This window comes from Ornithinibacillus proteolyticus (genome assembly GCF_039581225.1).
Classification (GTDB): Bacteria; Bacillota; Bacilli; order Bacillales; family Amphibacillaceae; genus Ornithinibacillus; species Ornithinibacillus massiliensis.
Window position 1 is genome coordinate 102,042 of sequence record NZ_JBCPXV010000005.1, and the last position, 19,611, is coordinate 121,652.

General features: G+C 36.7%; 15 protein-coding genes, 3 pseudogenes and 1 riboswitch. Of the genes and pseudogenes, 13 read left to right on the forward strand and 5 right to left on the reverse strand.

What is annotated here, in order from left to right:
• Window positions 1-181 precede the first annotated feature (181 nt).
• On the forward strand, window positions 182-1,237 hold the full coding sequence (locus AAIB49_RS04440; RefSeq protein ID WP_343457327.1) for an NAD(P)/FAD-dependent oxidoreductase: 1,056 nt from the start codon (window positions 182-184) through the stop codon (window positions 1,235-1,237).
• 126 nt (window positions 1,238-1,363) lie between these two features.
• Complete coding sequence (locus tag AAIB49_RS04445) at window positions 1,364-1,618, forward strand: hypothetical protein (RefSeq protein ID WP_445254524.1); 255 nt, start codon at window positions 1,364-1,366, stop codon at window positions 1,616-1,618.
• Between the two features lie 615 nt (window positions 1,619-2,233).
• On the opposite strand, the gene AAIB49_RS04450 is transcribed toward AAIB49_RS04445, so the two are convergent.
• A complete protein-coding gene (locus AAIB49_RS04450) occupies window positions 2,234-2,470 on the reverse strand; it encodes a small acid-soluble spore protein Tlp (protein ID WP_339216917.1) in 237 nt (78 codons plus the stop codon).
• Between the two features lie 612 nt (window positions 2,471-3,082).
• Here AAIB49_RS04450 and AAIB49_RS04455 point away from each other — a divergent pair.
• The 8 genes and pseudogenes from AAIB49_RS04455 (at window position 3,083) to AAIB49_RS04490 (ending at window position 11,979) form a co-directional block, all read left to right on the forward strand.
• A complete protein-coding gene (locus AAIB49_RS04455) occupies window positions 3,083-5,155 on the forward strand; it encodes a cation:proton antiporter (RefSeq protein WP_339216919.1) in 2,073 nt (690 codons plus the stop codon).
• A gap of 225 nt (window positions 5,156-5,380) precedes the next feature.
• Entirely contained in the window at window positions 5,381-6,088 is a 708-nt protein-coding gene (vanR, locus tag AAIB49_RS04460; protein WP_343457316.1) for a VanR-ABDEGLN family response regulator transcription factor, read from the forward strand.
• 264 nt (window positions 6,089-6,352) lie between these two features.
• A pseudogene (locus AAIB49_RS04465) lies at window positions 6,353-6,493 on the forward strand (ATP-binding protein); the annotation flags it as partial.
• Window positions 6,494-6,637: 144 nt separating this feature from the next.
• Window positions 6,638-7,693, forward strand: coding sequence for a D-alanine--D-serine ligase VanG (gene vanG, locus AAIB49_RS04470; protein WP_343457317.1), 1,056 nt, complete (start codon window positions 6,638-6,640; stop codon window positions 7,691-7,693).
• Window positions 7,690-8,445, forward strand: a complete 756-nt coding sequence (locus AAIB49_RS04475) for a D-alanyl-D-alanine carboxypeptidase family protein (RefSeq protein ID WP_343457318.1) — start codon at window positions 7,690-7,692, stop codon at window positions 8,443-8,445. Before vanG ends, AAIB49_RS04475 begins: the two co-directional genes overlap by 4 nt.
• Window positions 8,446-8,449: 4 nt before the next feature.
• Window positions 8,450-10,237: pseudogene (alr, locus tag AAIB49_RS04480) on the forward strand (alanine racemase).
• A 3-nt stretch (window positions 10,238-10,240) separates the two neighbouring features.
• Window positions 10,241-10,585 carry an alanine racemase C-terminal domain-containing protein gene (locus tag AAIB49_RS04485; protein ID WP_343457328.1) on the forward strand — a complete coding sequence of 115 codons (345 nt, stop codon included), beginning with the start codon at window positions 10,241-10,243 and terminating at the stop codon, window positions 10,583-10,585.
• Between the two features lie 194 nt (window positions 10,586-10,779).
• The gene (locus AAIB49_RS04490) at window positions 10,780-11,979 is read left to right on the forward strand and encodes an aminotransferase class I/II-fold pyridoxal phosphate-dependent enzyme (RefSeq protein ID WP_343457319.1); all 1,200 of its coding nucleotides are present in this window, start codon (window positions 10,780-10,782) and stop codon (window positions 11,977-11,979) included.
• An 84-nt stretch (window positions 11,980-12,063) separates the two neighbouring features.
• On the opposite strand, the gene AAIB49_RS04495 is transcribed toward AAIB49_RS04490, so the two are convergent.
• From AAIB49_RS04495 to AAIB49_RS04505, 3 genes are read right to left on the reverse strand one after another with little or no spacing between them, the layout of a single operon-like run.
• A complete protein-coding gene (locus tag AAIB49_RS04495) occupies window positions 12,064-12,444 on the reverse strand; it encodes a hypothetical protein (RefSeq protein ID WP_343457320.1) in 381 nt (126 codons plus the stop codon).
• A 51-nt stretch (window positions 12,445-12,495) separates the two neighbouring features.
• Entirely contained in the window at window positions 12,496-13,692 is a 1,197-nt protein-coding gene (locus AAIB49_RS04500) for an Acg family FMN-binding oxidoreductase (RefSeq protein WP_343457321.1), read from the reverse strand.
• A 15-nt stretch (window positions 13,693-13,707) separates the two neighbouring features.
• The gene (locus tag AAIB49_RS04505) at window positions 13,708-14,292 is read right to left on the reverse strand and encodes a TetR/AcrR family transcriptional regulator (RefSeq protein ID WP_343457322.1); all 585 of its coding nucleotides are present in this window, start codon (window positions 14,290-14,292) and stop codon (window positions 13,708-13,710) included.
• 315 nt (window positions 14,293-14,607) lie between these two features.
• On the opposite strand from AAIB49_RS04505, the pseudogene AAIB49_RS04510 reads away from it, so the two are divergent.
• Together AAIB49_RS04510 and AAIB49_RS04515 are read left to right on the forward strand one after the other, a co-directional pair.
• A pseudogene (locus AAIB49_RS04510) lies at window positions 14,608-16,135 on the forward strand (Na+/H+ antiporter).
• 148 nt (window positions 16,136-16,283) lie between these two features.
• A riboswitch (purine riboswitch) is annotated at window positions 16,284-16,382 on the forward strand.
• Between the two features lie 63 nt (window positions 16,383-16,445).
• A complete protein-coding gene (locus tag AAIB49_RS04515) occupies window positions 16,446-17,642 on the forward strand; it encodes an MFS transporter (protein WP_343457323.1) in 1,197 nt (398 codons plus the stop codon).
• Window positions 17,643-18,044: 402 nt separating this feature from the next.
• On the opposite strand, the gene truA is transcribed toward AAIB49_RS04515, so the two are convergent.
• Complete coding sequence (truA, locus tag AAIB49_RS04520) at window positions 18,045-18,782, reverse strand: tRNA pseudouridine(38-40) synthase TruA (RefSeq protein WP_343457324.1); 738 nt, start codon at window positions 18,780-18,782, stop codon at window positions 18,045-18,047.
• Between the two features lie 426 nt (window positions 18,783-19,208).
• On the opposite strand from truA, the gene AAIB49_RS04525 reads away from it, so the two are divergent.
• On the forward strand, window positions 19,209-19,611 hold a 403-nt coding region (locus AAIB49_RS04525), incomplete at its 3' end, for a transposase (protein ID WP_343457325.1).

The following is a 19,611-nucleotide window of genomic DNA, read 5'->3' on the forward strand; positions in this document are numbered from 1 at the left end:
TTCTTTGCAGGCTGGAAAGATTATTGTATTCCTTCTGCAGAAAAATCGAAAAAAGTGTTGATAATGATTCTCATTTTCGTTTACAATCAATAATATAATGAAAATGATTCTCATTGTCAATTGAAGATTTAAAAAAGTTTGTTATGGTGATAAACCAATGATGATAATCGAGGAGCGGTAGATCATGTCTAATGACATATTTGATGTAACAATAGTTGGCGGGGGCCCTGCAGGACTCTTTGCTGCATTTTATAGTGGAATACGAAATATGAAAACAAAGATTATCGATTTCCAACCACATTTAGGTGGAAAAGTACATATTTATCCAGAAAAAATGATATGGGATGTCGGGGGGCTAACACCTGTTACAGGTGCGAAATTGATCGATCAAATCGTGGAGCAGGGTTTAACCTTCAATCCAACAGTCGTATTAAATGCGAAAGTAGAATCTATTCAAAAACTTGACGACGGACAGTTCCTACTAACGGAGTCATCTGGGAAAGAGCATTTGTCTCAAACCGTTATCATTGCAACTGGAAGTGGTATTTTACGCCCACAAAAGATTAATATAAAAGGTGCCGAGCGCTTTGAGATTTCAAACCTTCACTATACGATAAAATCGTTAAGGAAGTTTAAGGACAAGACGGTTCTCATATCAGGTGGTGGTAATACAGCTATTGATTGGGCAAATGAATTAGAGCCAATCGCCAGAAAAGTATATCTTACCTATCGAAAAGATGAAGAGCATTTAAAGGGACATGAAGCACAAATTATACAATTATTAAATAGTTCCGCAGAATGTCTTTTCCATACATCGATAACTAATTTCTTAGCAAACAAGAACCAGGATAAAATTGAATATGTAGAACTACATAACGATAAAACGAGTGAAGCTATTCAACTGGAGGTAGACCATGTCTTGATTAACCATGGATTTGATCAAGATATATCCCTTATAAAAAATAGTCCACTGGATATTAATTTAATTGATGACTTTTACATCGAGGGCACTTCGATGAGCGAAACATCGATCCCTGGCCTTTTTGCGGCTGGGGATATTTTAAAGCACGATGGCAAATTACATTTAATAGCTGGGGCATTCCAAGATGCTGCCAACGCCGTTAACAGGGCAAAGCTGTTTATTGAACCGAAAGCTAATGAAATGGCTATGGTCTCCTCACATAATGAGGTTTTTGAAGAAAGAAATAAAGATATAATAAAGAAGTTAGTCAAATAACTGCTATGCTTACTAAAATTTGTACCTATTCCTAGGTTGATACCCAAGCAATCTCCATTCCCTTACATACATTACCATATGGGCCAATTAATCACTTAAAAGATCTTTTTAAGGAGGAACATATAGATGTATGAAGGATTATATTCCATGCAAACACAAAACGACGAAAGAGCATTTAGACCTCGGCCTTTCGGAAGGCCATTTGGATTCGGTAGACCGTTCGGTTTTGGTCGACCATTCGGGTATGGATATGGATATGGGTTTGGAGCACCATTTATTGGAGGCGTATTAGGTGGGCTATTAGGAAGCGCCCTAATCCCTCCGTATGGATATGGTTATCCGTTTTATGGATATGGGGCACCATATTATCCTTACTATTAAACAGTTAAAAAGATTAGTAGCCAATACACTTAGTAAAACAGCAACTCACCAGCAGTTTGAAAACTACCACATTCGCTCGTCTTTATGCAATGTGGTAGTTTTCTTCTGCACGGTTAATTAAGAAATCGGGCATCCGACTTCTCGGTTACCTTTTTTGGCTTTCCTTCCTCATTTCGGTAATTGAGGGGCGCTCCCTGTTACCTTTTTCGCTATCCTTCCTCTTTTTGGTAACTGAAGGACTCTCTCTCTGTTACTTTCTTCAGCTTTCCTTCCTCTTTTTGGTAACTGAAGGGCTCCCTCTGTTACCTTTTTCGGTTTGACTTTCCTCTTTTTGGTAACTGATACGCGCTCTCTGTTACCTTTTTCGGCTATCCTTCCTCTTTTTGGTAACTGATACGCGCTCTCTGTTACCTTTTTTCGCTCTCCTTCCTCATTTTGGTAACTGAGACTCTCTCTGTTACCTCTACCACTCATTCCTACTCATTTTGAGCATAGAGGAGCACTTTCTCCCATCTTTTTCATCGTGTTCGTTTATAACAACTTTACTTTCTCAGCAGCCAAAAAAGCCCCCTATTGGCAAAACAGAATTTTCACCTAAATGATCCGAAAACTCGCTTAAATATCCCCATTCATTCGGTCATTCATTTCGTCTAGCATCTCTTCCTTCATCGCTTTGATAGATTGTTTTCTATGTTCATTTTTCTGTTTGATGCGCTCTTGTTCTTCTGGACTTACATGCTCCATACTCATTTCTGCCTCGTGTAATTTTGCTTCTGTTCTTTCCATCATATCGTGTAATCTTTCCACATTATTCTTTCGATTATCAGGTTTAGGGGTTTTTTGATCACTCATTACGGACCTCCATATTTAACTGCTTTTAATGGTAGTTTGGTTCTGCTTCTTTTTTATATACGAAAAAGAAACTTCCTTCTTCCCTAAACCACTTTTTCATCATCTAACTTCTCCTGATAGCTATCCTTATTAAGACTATAGAACGTACGGAAGTAATCTCAAAAGCGTCCACTGTTTGAGCTACATAATGTTGCACATCCTCTTCTTTCAACACATCGGCTTTTACAAAATCACTTCAGCTCCTAGCTCTTTTACACTTTCTGCTGTTTCTTCCATCCTTCTCGTTATAATCTACCAAGCTTAAACGATAATCTTCAGTAGCTAACTGTAATGCTGTAGCTCACCAAGTCCAGTGACTGCACTGCTAAATAAAACAACGTTACTATCCTCTTCCCTCCTAATCTTACGCTACTTATAGTTCACCTTATTTATCGCTAGCAGTAAAAACGCTTACACTGTTATGTTAGATTTAAATAATAAATTAGGAGGAATTTTATACCCAATATTAAAAGACATTTAATGAATAAATTTGTTTAAAATATTATATAGTAGAATTTTAAATTGATACTTTAAAGGGGCTACTATAAAAAATTTATTAAGGAGGGAGATTTATTGATAAAGCTTCCAATTGAAGAACCGGTTATTATATTTGCTATCGCAATGGTTATCTTTTTAATTACTCCAATATTGATGAAAAAACTGAGAATCCCTGGCATTATTGGCCCAATTCTTGCCGGAGTCATTATTGGCCCGAATGGTTTTCATCTTCTTGAACGAGATCAGACCATTGTATTATTAGGTACAATCGGATTACTATTTATCATTTTTATTGCAGGTTTAGAGCTAGATATTGATGGCTTTAAAAAGTATCGGGGAAGAAGTATTTTATTTGGATCCATCTCCTTTACTATTCCACTTGTCTTAGGAACTTGTGTCGGTCTTATATTTGATTATAGCTTAACAGCTTCCATCCTTCTTGGTTCCATTCTCGGCTCGCACACACTTCTTGCTTATCCTATTGCCAGTAGACTTGGAATTGCGAAAAACAAGGCAGTGACCACTGCTGTTGGAGGTACACTTCTAACAGATACCTTCGCTTTATTAATATTAGCAGTAGTTACCGGTGCTGCTGCCGGCCAATTATCACTTCATTTTTGGATAAAAATGACAATCTCATTAATCGTATTTGTACTCATTATTCTTTGGGGAACTCCAATATTATCTAGATGGTTTTTCCGAAACTCTGAAAACGAAGGTGTAATGAATTTTACATATGTTATGGTTATTCTCTTTGTTTCCGGATTTTTAGCGGTTATTGCTGGCATGCAACCAATCATTGGGGCATTCTTAGCAGGTTTAGCATTAAATCGTTTTGTACTTGAACATGGAACATTAATGAATCGAATACGCTTTTTAGGTAATGCACTATTTATCCCATTCTTCTTATTATCTGTTGGGATGTTGATGGATTTAAGTGTATTATTCAACAACCCAAGAGCATGGATTATCACAGGAGCAATTGTTCTTTCTGTCATTATAGGAAAAGCACTAGCACCGCTCATTATTAGCAAGATTTATAACTACTCTAAAAAAGAACGTAATGTCATGATTGGGTTAACTATTCCACAGGCGGCAGCTACACTTGCTTCCACATTAGTTGGTTTTGAGGTTGGACTATTGGACCAAGCAACAGTGAATGCTGTTATTATCATGATTTTAATAACTTGTATTGTAGGACCATATTTCGTGGAAAAATACGGTAGAAAATTAGCCTTAAAAGAAGAACAAAAGCCGAGTGAAAGAAAACAAAGTCCTGAACGTGTTCTTATCCCTTTGGCCAATCCAGAGACAATGGAATCGTTACTTGATCTTGCAAATATGATTAAGCATTCACATACAGATGAACAGCCTTTGTATCCTCTAACTGTCGTTCAAAAGGATATTACTACCGCACATGATGAGGTTGCTCAAGCTGAAAAAATGTTAGGGCACGCCGTTATGTATGCTGCTGGTGCCGAGATACCAGTTCGACCGATAACTAGGGTAGATCAGAACGTGTCAAACGGCATCATTAGAGCCATTGCAGAAGAAAGAATTAATACGGTTGTAATTGGATGGGATGCCGAGAGAAACTCAAATAAATTATTTGGAAGTGTTATTGATCGCTTTGTTGACCAAACAACACAAACGGTATTAGTTACCAAGTTAGGCCACCCATTACAAACAACGAGACGAATTATTTTAATTATTCCGTATGGGGCAGATCATAAACCAGGATTTATGGATGCATTGGAACGAATTAAACGATTAACTGCGAGCCTAAGTGCTTCCTTATTAGTTTTAGTTATAAACGATTCAACTGACACATATGAAGCATATCTGAAGCAAATTAAACCAGAGCCTCCTACCGAGATACGAACAATAGATAGCTGGAAAGCGTTGCAGGAAGGTCTGGAAACAAGGTTAGTAGAGGACGATATTATTGTTATTTTAAGTGCAAGAAGAGGCACAGTTGCTTGGCATCCAGAGCTTGAAGAGTTACCGAAGAAATTAGCAATTGTCAAACCAGAAAGCTTCATCATTTATTATCCGCGAGAAGAAGAGGAAGTAGATATAAGAGGCTCAAAAGGTATTGAAGTACCAAAAGAAGTGCTAAGGAAAAAAGACTATGAAGAGTATGACTGATTAACAGATTATGTTAAAAAATTGTACACCTCTAAACTAGACAGCTAATTATTAATCCTTTTACCAACAAGCTAATAGACCATTGGAGCTCCAATGGTCTATCTTTTTATTTTCATACTAATCTTCCTAACCTGAACAAAGCAGGAATTAACAGTTCCTTCCAATCAAATTATGATATAATCCAATTGAGTTACAGTCTAATCCATTAACATTGAAGGTGAGAACATGACAGCAGAAGTACTTGTTGTAGAGGATGAATACGAAATTGCAAATTTAATCGAAGTCTATCTTACGAATGAAGGCTTTAACGTTCATAAATATGCTAATGGGAAAGATGCATTAGCAAGTATTGAATCTACTACTTTTGATTTAGCACTATTAGATATTATGTTGCCTGAAGTAGACGGTTTCACGCTATGCCAGCGGATTAGAGACCATTATCATTATCCGATTATTATGCTAACCGCTAAAATAGAAGATATCGATAAAATCACTGGACTTACACTTGGTGCAGATGATTATATAACGAAACCATTTAATCCACTTGAAATGGTAGCACGAGTTAAAGCACAATTAAGAAGATACAAACGATATAATCATACCGAATCAACTGAAAACATGACGGTTTCTAGTGAGAAGGTATATGATTTTTCTGGATTGTACATTAACAAAGATAAGCATAAATGTTTCCTCTATGGAAAACAGCTAGCCCTCACCCCTTTAGAGTTCTCCATCTTATGGTACCTTTGTGAAAATAAAGGCAAAGTGGTTTCATCTGAAGAGCTATTCGAAGCAGTTTGGGGAGAAAAATACATCGATAACAATAACACCGTAATGGCCCATATTGGTCGTCTACGGGAAAAGATGAATGAAAAGGCTAGAAATCCTAAGTTTGTTAAAACCGTTTGGGGAGTTGGTTATACGATTGAATAAGCGAGATTATTTAGCAAAAGACTTAACAAGAGCTATATTTCTTAGATTCGTATATATGGTCGTTATTTTTACAGCACTGTTAATATTTACATATTTCATAGCGGGATTCTTATTTTCAAGATTCATCTGGTATCCGGGTGAATACATATATGAATTAATACTTAGTCCAATTAATAATAATCCAATCTTATTCCTTACGGCTTGCTGGATTATAGGATTTATCGTCATTCTTTTTATTAATTGGAAAAGAATTCTATTTTATTTTCTGGACGTACTAATACAGGGGGAGCTGGTTTAGGTTTAGCCATTGCAAAAGAAATTGTTGAATTACACCAAGGAACTATATCTGTTTCAAGTTCCAATGAAAGAATTGAATTCAACATCTATATTCCAAACCTTTCGTAGGAATTTTGTAAGAAATTAAAGAGAAATTTAGTAGTTTTTCTTGATGAAATACGAAAGAATAACACTTTTTAGCTTGGTACGATATACGTATCAAGTTAGAAAGTGTTTTTTTTGTAACGAAAACATAGAAAAGGAGCATATCAAATGGGAAAAATAAATGTTGCTGTTATATTTGGTGGATATTCCAGTGAATATGAGGTTTCACTACAATCCGCCCATGCCATTATTACTAATCTAAATAAGGAAAAATATGAACCGATATTAATCGGGATTACGAAGACTGGAAAATGGCTTCGTTATCAAGGAGATGTTGACCACATTCGCAACAATACTTGGTATGAAGACGATTCAAATTGTTATTCGGTAGTGATTTCCCCCGACAGATACGAGAATAAATTAATTGAATTCAAAAAGGATGGAACCGTTCAAACAACCGTAATCGATGTAATCTTTCCTATTCTTCATGGGAGATATGGCGAGGATGGAACACTTCAGGGAATGGCAGAACTATCTGGCATCCCGATTGTTGGATGCGATACCTTATCTTCTGCATTATGTATGGACAAGGACAAAGCCCATCAATTAGTTGCCATGACTGGAATTAAAGCACCTTCATCTGTTGTATTTACTAGGAACTGTTCACTAACGGAAATCTTCGAGAGAACAAATCAATTAAGCTATCCTTTATATGTAAAACCGGTCAAAGCAGGTTCTTCACATGGTATCACTAAAGTTTATCAGAAAAAGGAGCTATCAAACGCTATAAAAGAAGCCTTTCTATATGATGAGGAAGTAATCATTGAAGAAAATATTGAGGGCTTTGAAGTTGGCTGTGCTATTTTAGGTAATCGAGACTTAACCATTGGCCTAGTAGATGAAGTAGAAGTGCCAGGGGGATTTTTTGACTATAAGGAAAAATACTCCCTTGAACTATCCCAGATTCATGTCCCGGCTCGCATTGATCAAGAGGTTAAGAAAAAAGTAAAAGAAGCAGCAATCACTATTTACCGAACTTTGGGCTGTAGCGGACTAGCACGGGTAGATATGTTCCTAACGCCAGATAATGAGATTGTCTTCAATGAAGTTAATACGTTTCCTGGCTTTACGACACATAGTAGATACCCGAACATGATGAAAGGAATTGGATTAGAGTTTGCCGATCTTCTAGACAAGCTCATTCAAGTAGGTTTAGAAAAATGACTGAAATGACATTACAACAAGCAGACATACATAAAGGCTATCAAATACTTGTTAACAGAGAACATCCTATCCAAAATAATGCATATTTTACCAGGAAATTTCTACCTATTGGAATAGAGTCTAGTCGAATCCAGTTAGAGAAGAACACTGCAAATCTACTAAACCAGTTACTCGATTCCATTTCTGCCAAAGAAAAAATCGTCTTAGTTAGTGGCTATCGTAACCAAAAAGAACAAGAGGAAATCTTTCAATCTTCTATATTAGAAAACGGTATACGATTTACCGAAAAATATGTAGCCTTACCAAATTGTAGTGAACACCAAACAGGATTAGCTATTGATTTGGGCGAACGTGCTGAGAATATTGATTTCATCAGACCCCACTTCTCCTATTCTGGAATTGCTGGGAAGTTCCGTAAAAAAGCAGCAGAATTTGGCTTTATTGAACGATATGGGTTGGACAAAGAAGCGGTTACTGGAATCTCTCATGAGCCATGGCATTTTCGTTATGTTGGATATCCGCATGCACAAATCATGCAGGAACAGCAACTTTGTTTAGAAGAATATATCGCATTTATCAAAGATTATACCTTTGGAGTGAAACACTATCATTATCTCAAAGGTAATCAAAAAATAGAAATTAGCTTTCTTAAGGCAGAGTCACATCCAATAACAATTGACATACCAGACCACTGCTATTATCAAGTATCAGGAAATAATGTAGATGGCTTTATCATAACGACCTGGGGGTGACTTTATGCAATTCAATAAAACAGGATCCCTAGACATATTCCGTGTCATCGCAGCATTTCTAGTAATTGCTATTCACACCTCCCCATTGTATAGCATAAATGAAACGGCTGATTTCATTCTCACTCGTATTGTGGGGCGTGTAGCAGTTCCATTTTTTATGATGGTAACGGGTTATTTTCTATACCAAGCAATCCAGAATAAAGACCGTTCCTATATTAGAAGCTCTGTCATTAAGATAAGTACTATCTATGGGCTTTCAATCCTGCTTTTCTTACCTGTAAATTACTATTCTGGTTATTTTCAGGATACGTTCTCCTGGAATAAGCTTGTTAAAGATATTTTATTTGATGGCACGTTTTATCACCTCTGGTACTTACCTGCGATGATTGTCGGCATTCTAATTGTAACATTTGGTATACAACGATTTGGACTTAGGGCTTCTTGGATTGGGGTAATTTTATTATATGGAATTGGACTTCTTGGTGACAGCTATTATGGCCTTGTTGAAACCACCAATTCCCTAGCTTCCTTCTATGAGTCCATCTTTACTATAGTTGATTACACGAGAAATGGGTTATTTTTCGCTCCTATCTTCCTTATTTTAGGAATAACAATCGCAAAAGATAATCCAAGTTATTCCACGCGGCATATCCTGATCGGACTATTTTCATCGGGTAGTTTATTTATAATGGAGGGACTTTTACTACATAGTCATTCCTGGCAAAGGCATGATAGTATGTACATCTTACTCGTACCTTGCATGTATTATTTATTTCTTTTATTGAAAAAGCTACCAGGAAAAAGTAGTAAAACACTACGTAACCTATCGCTCTTCCTCTACTTGATTCACCCTTGGATTATTATTCTAGTACGTGGATTTGCTAAAGTTATGAATCAGGAACAACTATTAATCTACCACAGTCTTATTCATTATTTGGTAGTTTGCGGGGTCTCACTTTTAGTATCGATAATTCTAGTTCTGTTATTTTCAAATACCAAAAAAGAGAATCATGTATCCCCCGACAGTAGAGCATGGATTGAAATTGACCTTGGAACACTTAGACACAATGTGAAGGAGCTTAACCAGACCCTTCCAAGCCAATGTGATTTAATGGCTGTGGTTAAAGCAAATGCGTATGGACATGGGGACGTCATCATTGCACGTGAATTAATGAGGACTGGAATAAAGGCGTTTGCAGTTGCTACTATATCAGAGGGGATACGACTACGACAGAATGGGATAAAAGGAGACATTCTAATTCTTGGATATACCAATCCAAAAGATTTCTCGTATTTAGTAAAATACAAGCTAATACAAACCGTAGTAGATTACCCCTATGCAAAACTGTTAAATGACTATCCGAAACTGATTACTGTTCATATAAAAATTGATACCGGTATGCACAGGCTTGGTATTCCCGTCGAAAACCGTATCGAAATCGAAAAAGTATTCCATTGTGCCAATTTAAAAGTGGCAGGAGTTTTTACCCATTTATCTGCTTCTGATCGTTTACTAGACGAAGACATTCAGTAAAGCAAACAGCAGATACAGCGATTCTACCAGTTAATCGATTCTCTAAAGGAGAACGGATATCACCCTGGAAAGCTACATATCCAATCAAGTTATGGAATATTTAATTACCCCGATTTAACTTGTGACTATGCACGTGCTGGAATCGCCTTATACGGGGTATTAAGCACCCCAGGGAAAACCGTTACTACAATTCATTTAAAACCAGTATTATCTTTAAAGACCCGAATAGCAGTTATTAGAGAAATTGATTCAGGGTAGGCGATTGGATATGGGAGACAATATCAAACAAAGTCGAAAATGAAGATAGCCACTGTCACCATAGGCTATGCAGACGGAATTCCAAGACAGCTGTCTGATAATGATGCATACGTATTACTCCATTCGAAAAAGGCACCAATCATCGGGAGAATATGTATGGATCAATTAATCATTGACGTTTCCCATATAAACGAAGTCAAACAGAATGATATTGTTACGATTATCGGTACGGATGGAGATAAACAAATTCGTTGTGAAGAAATAGCTGATAAGTGCGGTACGATTACGAATGAAATACTAAGTAGATTAGGAGAACGGCTAGAATATCAATATAAAGATAAATTATAACCAGGAAGAAAAGAATCGTTTCATAGCGATTCTTTTCTTCTTATCCTATACGAAAGGACAAAAAGATCCAAAATTTTTCCAAATAAAGCAAATTATCAACATTATTTGCCTTTTATTCAAAATATTTAAAATCCAACATTTTTTTGCGGTATACTTTAATCGTAGAATAAAAAAATTAGTTTGGAGGGATTTTCTTGGATCTATTCGATAAAGTGAAGACATATTCGAGGGCCAAAGATATTTTACGTAATTCCGTATTTCCCTTCCATCCAACAATTGAAGAGAACAATGGACCGCTTGTGAAAATGGATGGTAAAACTGTCGTAATGGCAGGCTCTAGTGACTATCATGGTTTTTCGCAAAATAATAGAGTAAAAGAAGCAGCAATTCAAGCTCTAAGTAAATATGGCATAGGTAATAATGGCAGCCGGTTACATAACGGAACTTTGGATTTACATCTAGAGCTTGAGGAAAAATTGGCGAAGTTCCTTGGCAAAGAAGCTGTCATCACCTTTAACACCGGTTATCAAACTAACCAAGGCGCTATTGTTCCTTTAATAGGAAAAAATGATGTCATTTTTAGTGATCGAGACAACCATAACAGTATAGTACAAGCAGCATTAATTTCACGTGGGACATTTCTGAATAAAGACCAGATTATTCGTTATAGACATAATGATATGAGTCACCTAGATCAATGCCTAAAAAAAGCACCCGATGATCACGGAAAACTAATCGTTTCAGATGGCGTATTTTCCATGTCAGGTACGGTAGTTGATCTTCCAAATATGGTGGAATCCGCTAGAAAAACAAATGCAAAAATAATGCTTGATGATGCACATGGAATTGGTGTAATCGGAAATAACGGAGCTGGAACAGCTAGTTATTATGGTTTAGATAATGAAGTAGATATTATTGTTGGTACACTTTCAAAAGGATTTGGTTCCTTTGGAGGATTTATTGCTGGAAGTAAAGAGCTTATACATTATTTAACGTATACAAGTTCTGCCTATATTTTCTCAGCCAGCTTACCTTCTGCAAATGTTGCGGCGGCTATGACAGCGCTTGATATATTACTTGAAGAGCCAGAACGTATCGATAAAATACAAGCGCTAACGCAAACGCTTCGAGACGGATTGCGCTCACTTGGATATAATGTGCCAGACGGAATCGTGCCGATTATCCCAATAATATTAGGCGATGACATGCAAGTATTTAAAACATGGGGAGATCTGATGGAGCACGGGGTATATACCAACGTCGCAGTAAGCCCAGCCGTTCCTGAAGGACAGCAAATGATTCGAATTAGATTGATGTCTACCCATGAAGAAGAACACATCGACCAAATTCTAAACGCTTTCTCCAACATAAAGAATCAAGTTTTAGTCTATTAGATTTACTCGATTCACGTTCGGAATCTCTATAATCAAATGGGAGTAATCTAGCATGAATATTGACTACTCCCATTTATCATCTAGTTAGAATTCTGGTTCAAATCCTCTCTTAATACACGCTTCACGGGGTTGGTGGACTTTTATTGCCCGCTCAGAAACTACCCGATAGTCTACCTTTTGTTTAAATATCTCAAAAGAAATCATTCCTGTTGTACAATTCAAGCCGATGTTCATGACATAGCCCCTGCCAATCATACCTTCATTGGATTGGTCTAGTTCATCAAAATTTATTGGTTCACCTGTATAATCTTCATATGGGGGTTCATATCCCCCTTTTGTACGATCAAAATTACGTAGATCGGAGATGAAGCCTCCAACAAGTAACACGAACACTATCATACCAAAGTACAAAAATGCCTTGCCTAGATAACTCGTCACCTTACGCATGAATTTAGAAGTACTCAAGTCTAGCAACCCCTTTACTAGATTAATTGAAAACCATTACGATAAATCCGATTATAAGATGACATCACGTACTGCTCTCCTCGGACTTGGATGTGTTTCCTTTAATGGGTAACCACATCGAAATGTGAATATCCCTTTCCAAGATGCGTCTCCAACAATATTCTTTAACTCCGTTCCGAAATGTTCCGATGTACCAAGTACTAGCTCACGATCAGCCATCTCATGTACTTGATTTAGAGGTTGCATCCCGAGCCCAAGCTTTGTTCCATATAGGTGAATTCTTTGCCATGCTCTTCCCGCTCTTGCAAGTTGTTCTTTGTCACTAGAATCTCGTATTGAAACGATTCCATAAGTTGTGGCAGTAGCTGTATGAACGCTCTCTGTTGAGGATAGCCAAAATTGATCATTCCGCTCATGTGACATAGGAGGTAATATTTTACCAAGCATCCGTATCAGAAAGGAACTCCCCTGTGCATCTAAGGTAATCCCATCTCGTTCTTCTTGAATGTCTTTCCAATTTTCTTTAAACCATTTATTAGTCTCTGCACTCATTTCCTCATCAGCTATGATGGCTTCTGTTGCTTCTACTATTGAATCTCCTACTTTTTTCTTTTCCTCAGTTGATGTAATCCAGGAAATTTTTACTTTTTTCTCATCTGCAATTAGATTCTTTATATCTGCAAGGATTGATTTCGAAATCTGTCGGTCCGTATCATATTTCCCTCTATGTGTATGTCGATGTGGAATTTCTTGGTATAATGGAGAATCTTTTTTTGCACCCGGTGTAAGGTCTATACGAGCAATACAGTCTGGTTCAGTAATACTAGGCTTATAGATTAATTTAGGATTATAACCATGTGCATTTGCAGATAACATCATATTCTCAATGGCACAACCGAGACCGATAAACATTTCTCTTCTCATTGGATCAAATGCTCCAAGATTTCTGCTCTCATCTGCATATATTTCTATAAACGAATCTGTTACTTTAAATAGCCATGGTTGTGTGTTATGTGGATTAGAAGCTAGGATCGCATCGTTTACTAAGGCAAGTGGACCAGATTCTAGATTATCCTTACTACTATTCCAAGCTTCATAAGCAGGTCCCTTCCCCGTACTAAATACCCCTTGATCTATCATTCTCCATGCTAATCCTGCAACGGAAATGACAAGAACAGCACCCCCTAATCTCTTTAGAAAAACTCTCCTCGATAGCCTTTCAAACTCCTTGTTCTCCTTTAGATTCATCTACTTTGCTCCTTCTCATTTTATGTACGGCTGAATAACCATCATAATTAGTTGAATGCCTTCTTCTATCTTCTCTTCTGAAACTTCCTCATCATTTGTTTCCAGAAAAGCAAGCCAATAGTTACTAATCATCCAGCTAACTTTTAATAGGGAGTCCATTTGCGATTGATCCTGCTGTAAATTCAAGACACCAGACGCTAAAAAATACTGGAAAAATTTCTTCTGTTCCGTCATACGTTGTTCTTGCATGCGTTGATGTCTGTCTTTTAATAGCGGGTCAATCTTCATCAATACAATAAGTTCTCGATAGAAGAAACGATATTTCCACTGTAATTGAAAGGTAAGTCTAATTATTGACTTTAACTCTTCTAGGGTAGGCTGCCAATCAGGACTTGGAACCTGCCAAACCATGTCCCATTCTTGAATCATTCTGTCTAATATCGCTCGGATAATTTCCTCTTTGTTCTTGAAATGATAGTATAAGTTTCCTGTACTAATTCCGAGTTCTTTCGCAATATGATTGGTGGAGACAGAACCAGTTCCCTCCTCATTGAACATACTAATAGCTGTCTCTATAACCTTTTCTTTCGTCTTATTCAACAATATTCCCTCCACATCAGAAATAGAGTAAATACTCTAATTAACAGATTAGAGTATTTACTCTATTTTATCAAATGAAAAAGAAAACGACCAATTAAATGGGTATCATCTTGATGCTTCGACCGCATACTCAATATTTTTAAAAATGTTTGTAATTTATTAATCATATTTAGAGATACTAAAACTTTTATATGAACGAAATAGGAAACTATAGATGGGGAAAGCTATACCATAATCACTCACGCAACAGAGGAGGAACTATGCGTGCATGACCTAGATTTACATCACATCTTTCAACTAGGACTTTTTTTAGTAATGATTGCAGCTGGCATTACAGCCATCGCAAAGAAATTTAAACAACCCTATCCGATTGCGCTAGTCATTGTCGGCGCGATTATTGGATTAAGCAATGTCCCTGTATTGCAACCATTAATAAGATTTATTACCGAAGGAGAAGTGTTTAACTTTGTCATTATTACACTGTTTCTCCCTGCTTTATTAGGTGAAGCTGCATTAAAGATGCCTTCTTCGCAACTAAATGATAATAAGAAACCAATTCTGGCTCTAGCATTTGGCGGAACCCTTTTATCTTTTGTTATTATCGGCTTTGCTTCAATTTGGTTATTACAATTTCCCATCCCTGCTGCATTTGTATTTGCAGCATTAATGAGCGCAACCGACCCTGTGAGTGTTTTGTCCATATTTAAAAGCGTAGGCGTGAAGAAAAGGCTTGCTACCGTGATTGAAGGAGAAAGCTTGTTTAATGATGGACTGGCTGTCGTGTTGTTTAACATATCGGCATTCTCTTTAATTTATTATCTAGACCTAGGGTTAATAGGTGCTAGTTATGGGTTATGGGAGTTTGTAAAAGTTATATCATTAGGATTGATAACTGGTGCTTTACTAGGCTACATGTTCTCTCGTTTGACCAAATACTTTGATGATTATCCATTAGAGATTATCTTTAGTATTATTCTGTTTTACAGCGCCTTTTTTAGTAGCTGAAAGCATTCAAGCATCAGGAGTTATTGCAGTCGTTGTTGCTGCCCTTATATTTGGTAACTATGGTTCAAAAATTGGTATGAGTCCTACTACTAAATTAAACATCAATAACTTTTGGGATGTTGCCGCTCTACTTGCGAATTCTCTTGTCTTCTTAATGGTAGGGTTAGAAATAACGAGAATTAACGTTGCAGAGAACTGGATATTTATTTTGTTTGCTATTCTCATTGTGCTAATCGCTAGAAGTATTGCAGTATATAGTAGCCTTCTTTTTATTAGAAACATTCCCGTATCGTGGAAGCATATTATGAACTGGGGTGGTCTCAAGGGATCCTTATCAATCGCACTTGTACTTAGTCTTCCGAAGGTTTTTGATGGTCGTGAAGAAATATTGTTAATGGCTTTTAGTGTAGTATTGTTTTCCCTCGTAGTCCAAGGACTTTCCATCAAGCCACTTATTTCACGATTAGGCGTAAACAAAAAAGAAAAACGCTATGAAGAATATGAAACACTAATTGCTAGATCCCAACAATTGGAGACAGGCATTCAGGAAATTACAAAAGTGAAAAAGAATCTATTTTTATCGGATTTCCTAGCCAAAGAACTGGTCAATGAATACGAACAGCGACGTGTGGCATTACACCGTGATATAGAAGAACTGTTCCGTAACTATCCTGATCTGAAGGAAAAACAGAAAATCGCCTTACTGAAGCATTCGCTATACGCGCAGTATGAAGCGATTAATAACTTATTAAGGAAAGAGATTATCTCTGATGAAGTGGCGGAACGGGAACAGGGATTGATCATGAATAGGATTGTGGGGTTGGAGGATAAGGGCTAAATGAATGCGTAATTCATCGGAAATACACAGTATCGAAAACACTTTGTTCATAACAGGGCTCGCTAACTAGTTCATCCAATAGTATATTACACCCAAAAATTTACTACTTGAAAAATTAGACAATAGCTAGTAAACTGTTCAAAGTGCTCACTTATAAATAAATATTACCTGTATAACCTCAGAATATGGCATGAGGGTCTCTACCAGGAACCTTAAAATCCTGATTACAGAAAATGAATCATTCATTTTTTGTAATCAGTTTTTTTATTACCTAAAAGTATTTTTCATCAGAAAGGACGTAAAGCAGAATATGAATTTAAAAGTTTTTATACTAGCATTATCCACTGTAGCAGTTGGACTAGTTGAATTAATCATTGGCGGAATACTTCCGACGATCGCAAACGATTTAAACATCTCATTAAGCTCTGCTGGACAACTAATCACGGTTTTTGCACTTATTTATGCTATATCCGGTCCGGTGTTACTAGTCATCACTAGCAAAATGGAGCGAAAAAAGTTATATCTTATATCCTTATCGATTTTCTTCCTTGGTAATATCATGACATATTTCAGTCCGAATTTTACCTTTATCATGATTGCAAGAGTTTTAACCGCTATGAGTACAGCACTTATTGTGGTACTGTCCTTAACCATAGCTGCAAAAGTTGTTTCACCAGAACACCGAGCAAAGGCTCTTGGTCTCATTTATATGGGAATTAGTTCGTCGCTTGTCATGGGAGTACCACTAGGAATTCTGATTTCCGACAAATTTGGGTGGCGCATTATTTTTCTTGGGATTGCTATTTTATCTATCGGTTCCTTTGTCCTTATTTCCATCTTTTTGGAGCGTTTATCCGGGGAAAACACGGTTCCACTTTCACAGCAATTAAAGGCAGTTAGTAGCTTAAAAATAGGTAGTGCACATCTTGCAACGATGTTTATGTTAGCAGGACATTACACACTTTATGCTTACTTCACTCCTTTTTTAGAAACAGAACTTCAGCTGAATTCCAGTTGGATCAGCATCTGTTATCTACTATTTGGAATTGCAGCGGTAAGTGGCGGTGCATTCGGAGGGACACTGTCAGATTCGATTGGAGCACCAAAAAGCATCCTGGTAGTAATCATTGCATTTGCTGTAGTGTTATTCCTATTACCATTCACTACGTTTTCACTTATTGTATTCATACCGACTATGATGATCTGGGCGGCATTAAGCTGGAGTCTAGCTCCACCACAACAAAGTTATTTGATTCAAACAGACCCTGCTACGTCTGATATTCAACAAAGCTTTAATAATTCAGCACTACAAGTAGGTATTTCTCTTGGCTCAGCATTTGGTGGTATCGTATTAAGTCAAACTGAAACTGTTTCTCATACATCCTGGTTTGGTGGCATCCTTATTATCATCGCTTTAGGATGTGCGGTCTTTTCTTTAACTAGAAAAACAGTAGGTAGAGAAAATACGAATTTGACTGTAGATGCGTCGAAGCAATTACATGAATAGTATAGATACTTTTTTTGTGTTTATATGGCAAATCAAAAATAGCACCACTCCTAACTGGTATGGAGTTGGTGCTATTTATAGCATAAGTCTTATTTATGGTATGGGTCAGCGAACATCAAATAAGAACTAGTACAATTTGAACAAAAATGTTCCTATATATTTAAGCAAAATAACTACTACATTCATAGAGTGGCCTTATAAGATAATATGACATATCATGTCCGGTATAAGGCTTTACAATTGTTGTTCTACAATAATTAAATGACAAACAAAAACTACAGACTACGAAGCTTTATTTTCTGAAGAACCTTGTCTTTCCAGATTATTTATCAAATACATATACATCATTCTTGCACTCTTCACTGCATCCGATAAATTCTCTGCTGTAAATAAGGTGAGCGTTTAAAAACCAACCTTCATCAAATACAACCCCTCGGCTTCTGCCATACGACCTGTTTGGATTCTTTCTTTTGATTCGAGAATAGTTGGTATGGTAGCAGCATCTTTTTGTCCTAATCCAACTTCAATTAACGTTCCGACCATTTTTCTCACCATATTGTAAAGGTAGCCATTGCCTCGTATTTCGATTTCGATAAAGCCCTCGTTATCCATTATCTCAAGTGAGTAAATTTCACGGACCATGGACTTTTTCTTCGACTTTGCATTGGAATAGGAAGTAAAGTCATGCTTACCTAGAAAATATTCAGATGCTTTTCTCATTTTTTCGATATCAAGCTTTTCCGGCACATGCATACTGTACTTTCGCATAAAAGGATGTGTATAGGGCATGTTCCAAATTTTATACAAATAGGTTTTATCTTTGGCATTATAGCGTGCATGAAAACGATCATGCATTAACGTTACATCCACCACGCTAATATCATGAGGTAAATATCTATTTAAATAATCCATTACTTCTTCTTCGGTTGCATTTTTATGCATTTTAAAATTAGCGATTTGCGCAAGAGCATGTACACCTGCATCCGTTCTTCCAGATCCAATGATTTCAATCTTCTCTCCGGCCAACTCTGTTAACACATTTTCTATTTTCCCTTGAATCGTATTGTCGCTATTACCAAGCCGTTGCCAACCCTTGTAACGGCCACCATCATACTGAATCGTTAATTTATAATTGTTCATTGCATGCTTTCTCCTTATTATCTTTTGATATCTTCTATTATGACATAAGAATCCCACAATAAAAAATTCGTCTGCACGAAACGTTAACTAGGTTTAATTAGAACTAAAAATTTGATATTTGGTAGTCTATTTGTTCATTCGTTGCTAAAATAGATACAACCTTAGATGCAGAAGTATACTACCTAGATACTATTACTTATATTTTATATGTACACGTTATAAGCATAATGACAAACTATTGCTTTAAAAGTATGCTTAGGTTGATCTGTTTAATAATAATTTATTGTTTTGTCTGTTGAATGAATTTCATAATTCTTAGTCCATGTCTCCCAACGGTTTTGAGAGTTGAAAAAAGAAGCACCTCCCCAAATCTTGTATAATGGTAGTTGACTATACAACCATAAAAAGACTGAAGGAGTGCTTCTTATGACCATTATACGACAACCAAGTTTATTTGGCATCCAGGAATTATATGACATGGAGCCTACCCAAAAATATGATGCCATTATTGCAGCGATAGACTTGGATAAAATCTATCATGTAGTAACGAAAAAATCACGACTTGGCGCACCGGAAGAACTAAACTATGCCGCCATGATTATCTCTATTTTCGTTAGATATATTGAGCGTATTCCGATGGTAAAGGATCTTATTCAACGCCTCAAGGATGATATTACCTTTAAACTAAATTGCGGGTTCCTAGTTTCAGATAGGGTACCTTCTGAATCCTCTTATTCTCGACTCCTAACGAAATTAGTGGAGTCCAATATTTTGGAGGATGTATTTGAAAAAGTTGTCCTCCAAGCAATTGAAGAAGGTTTTATTACAG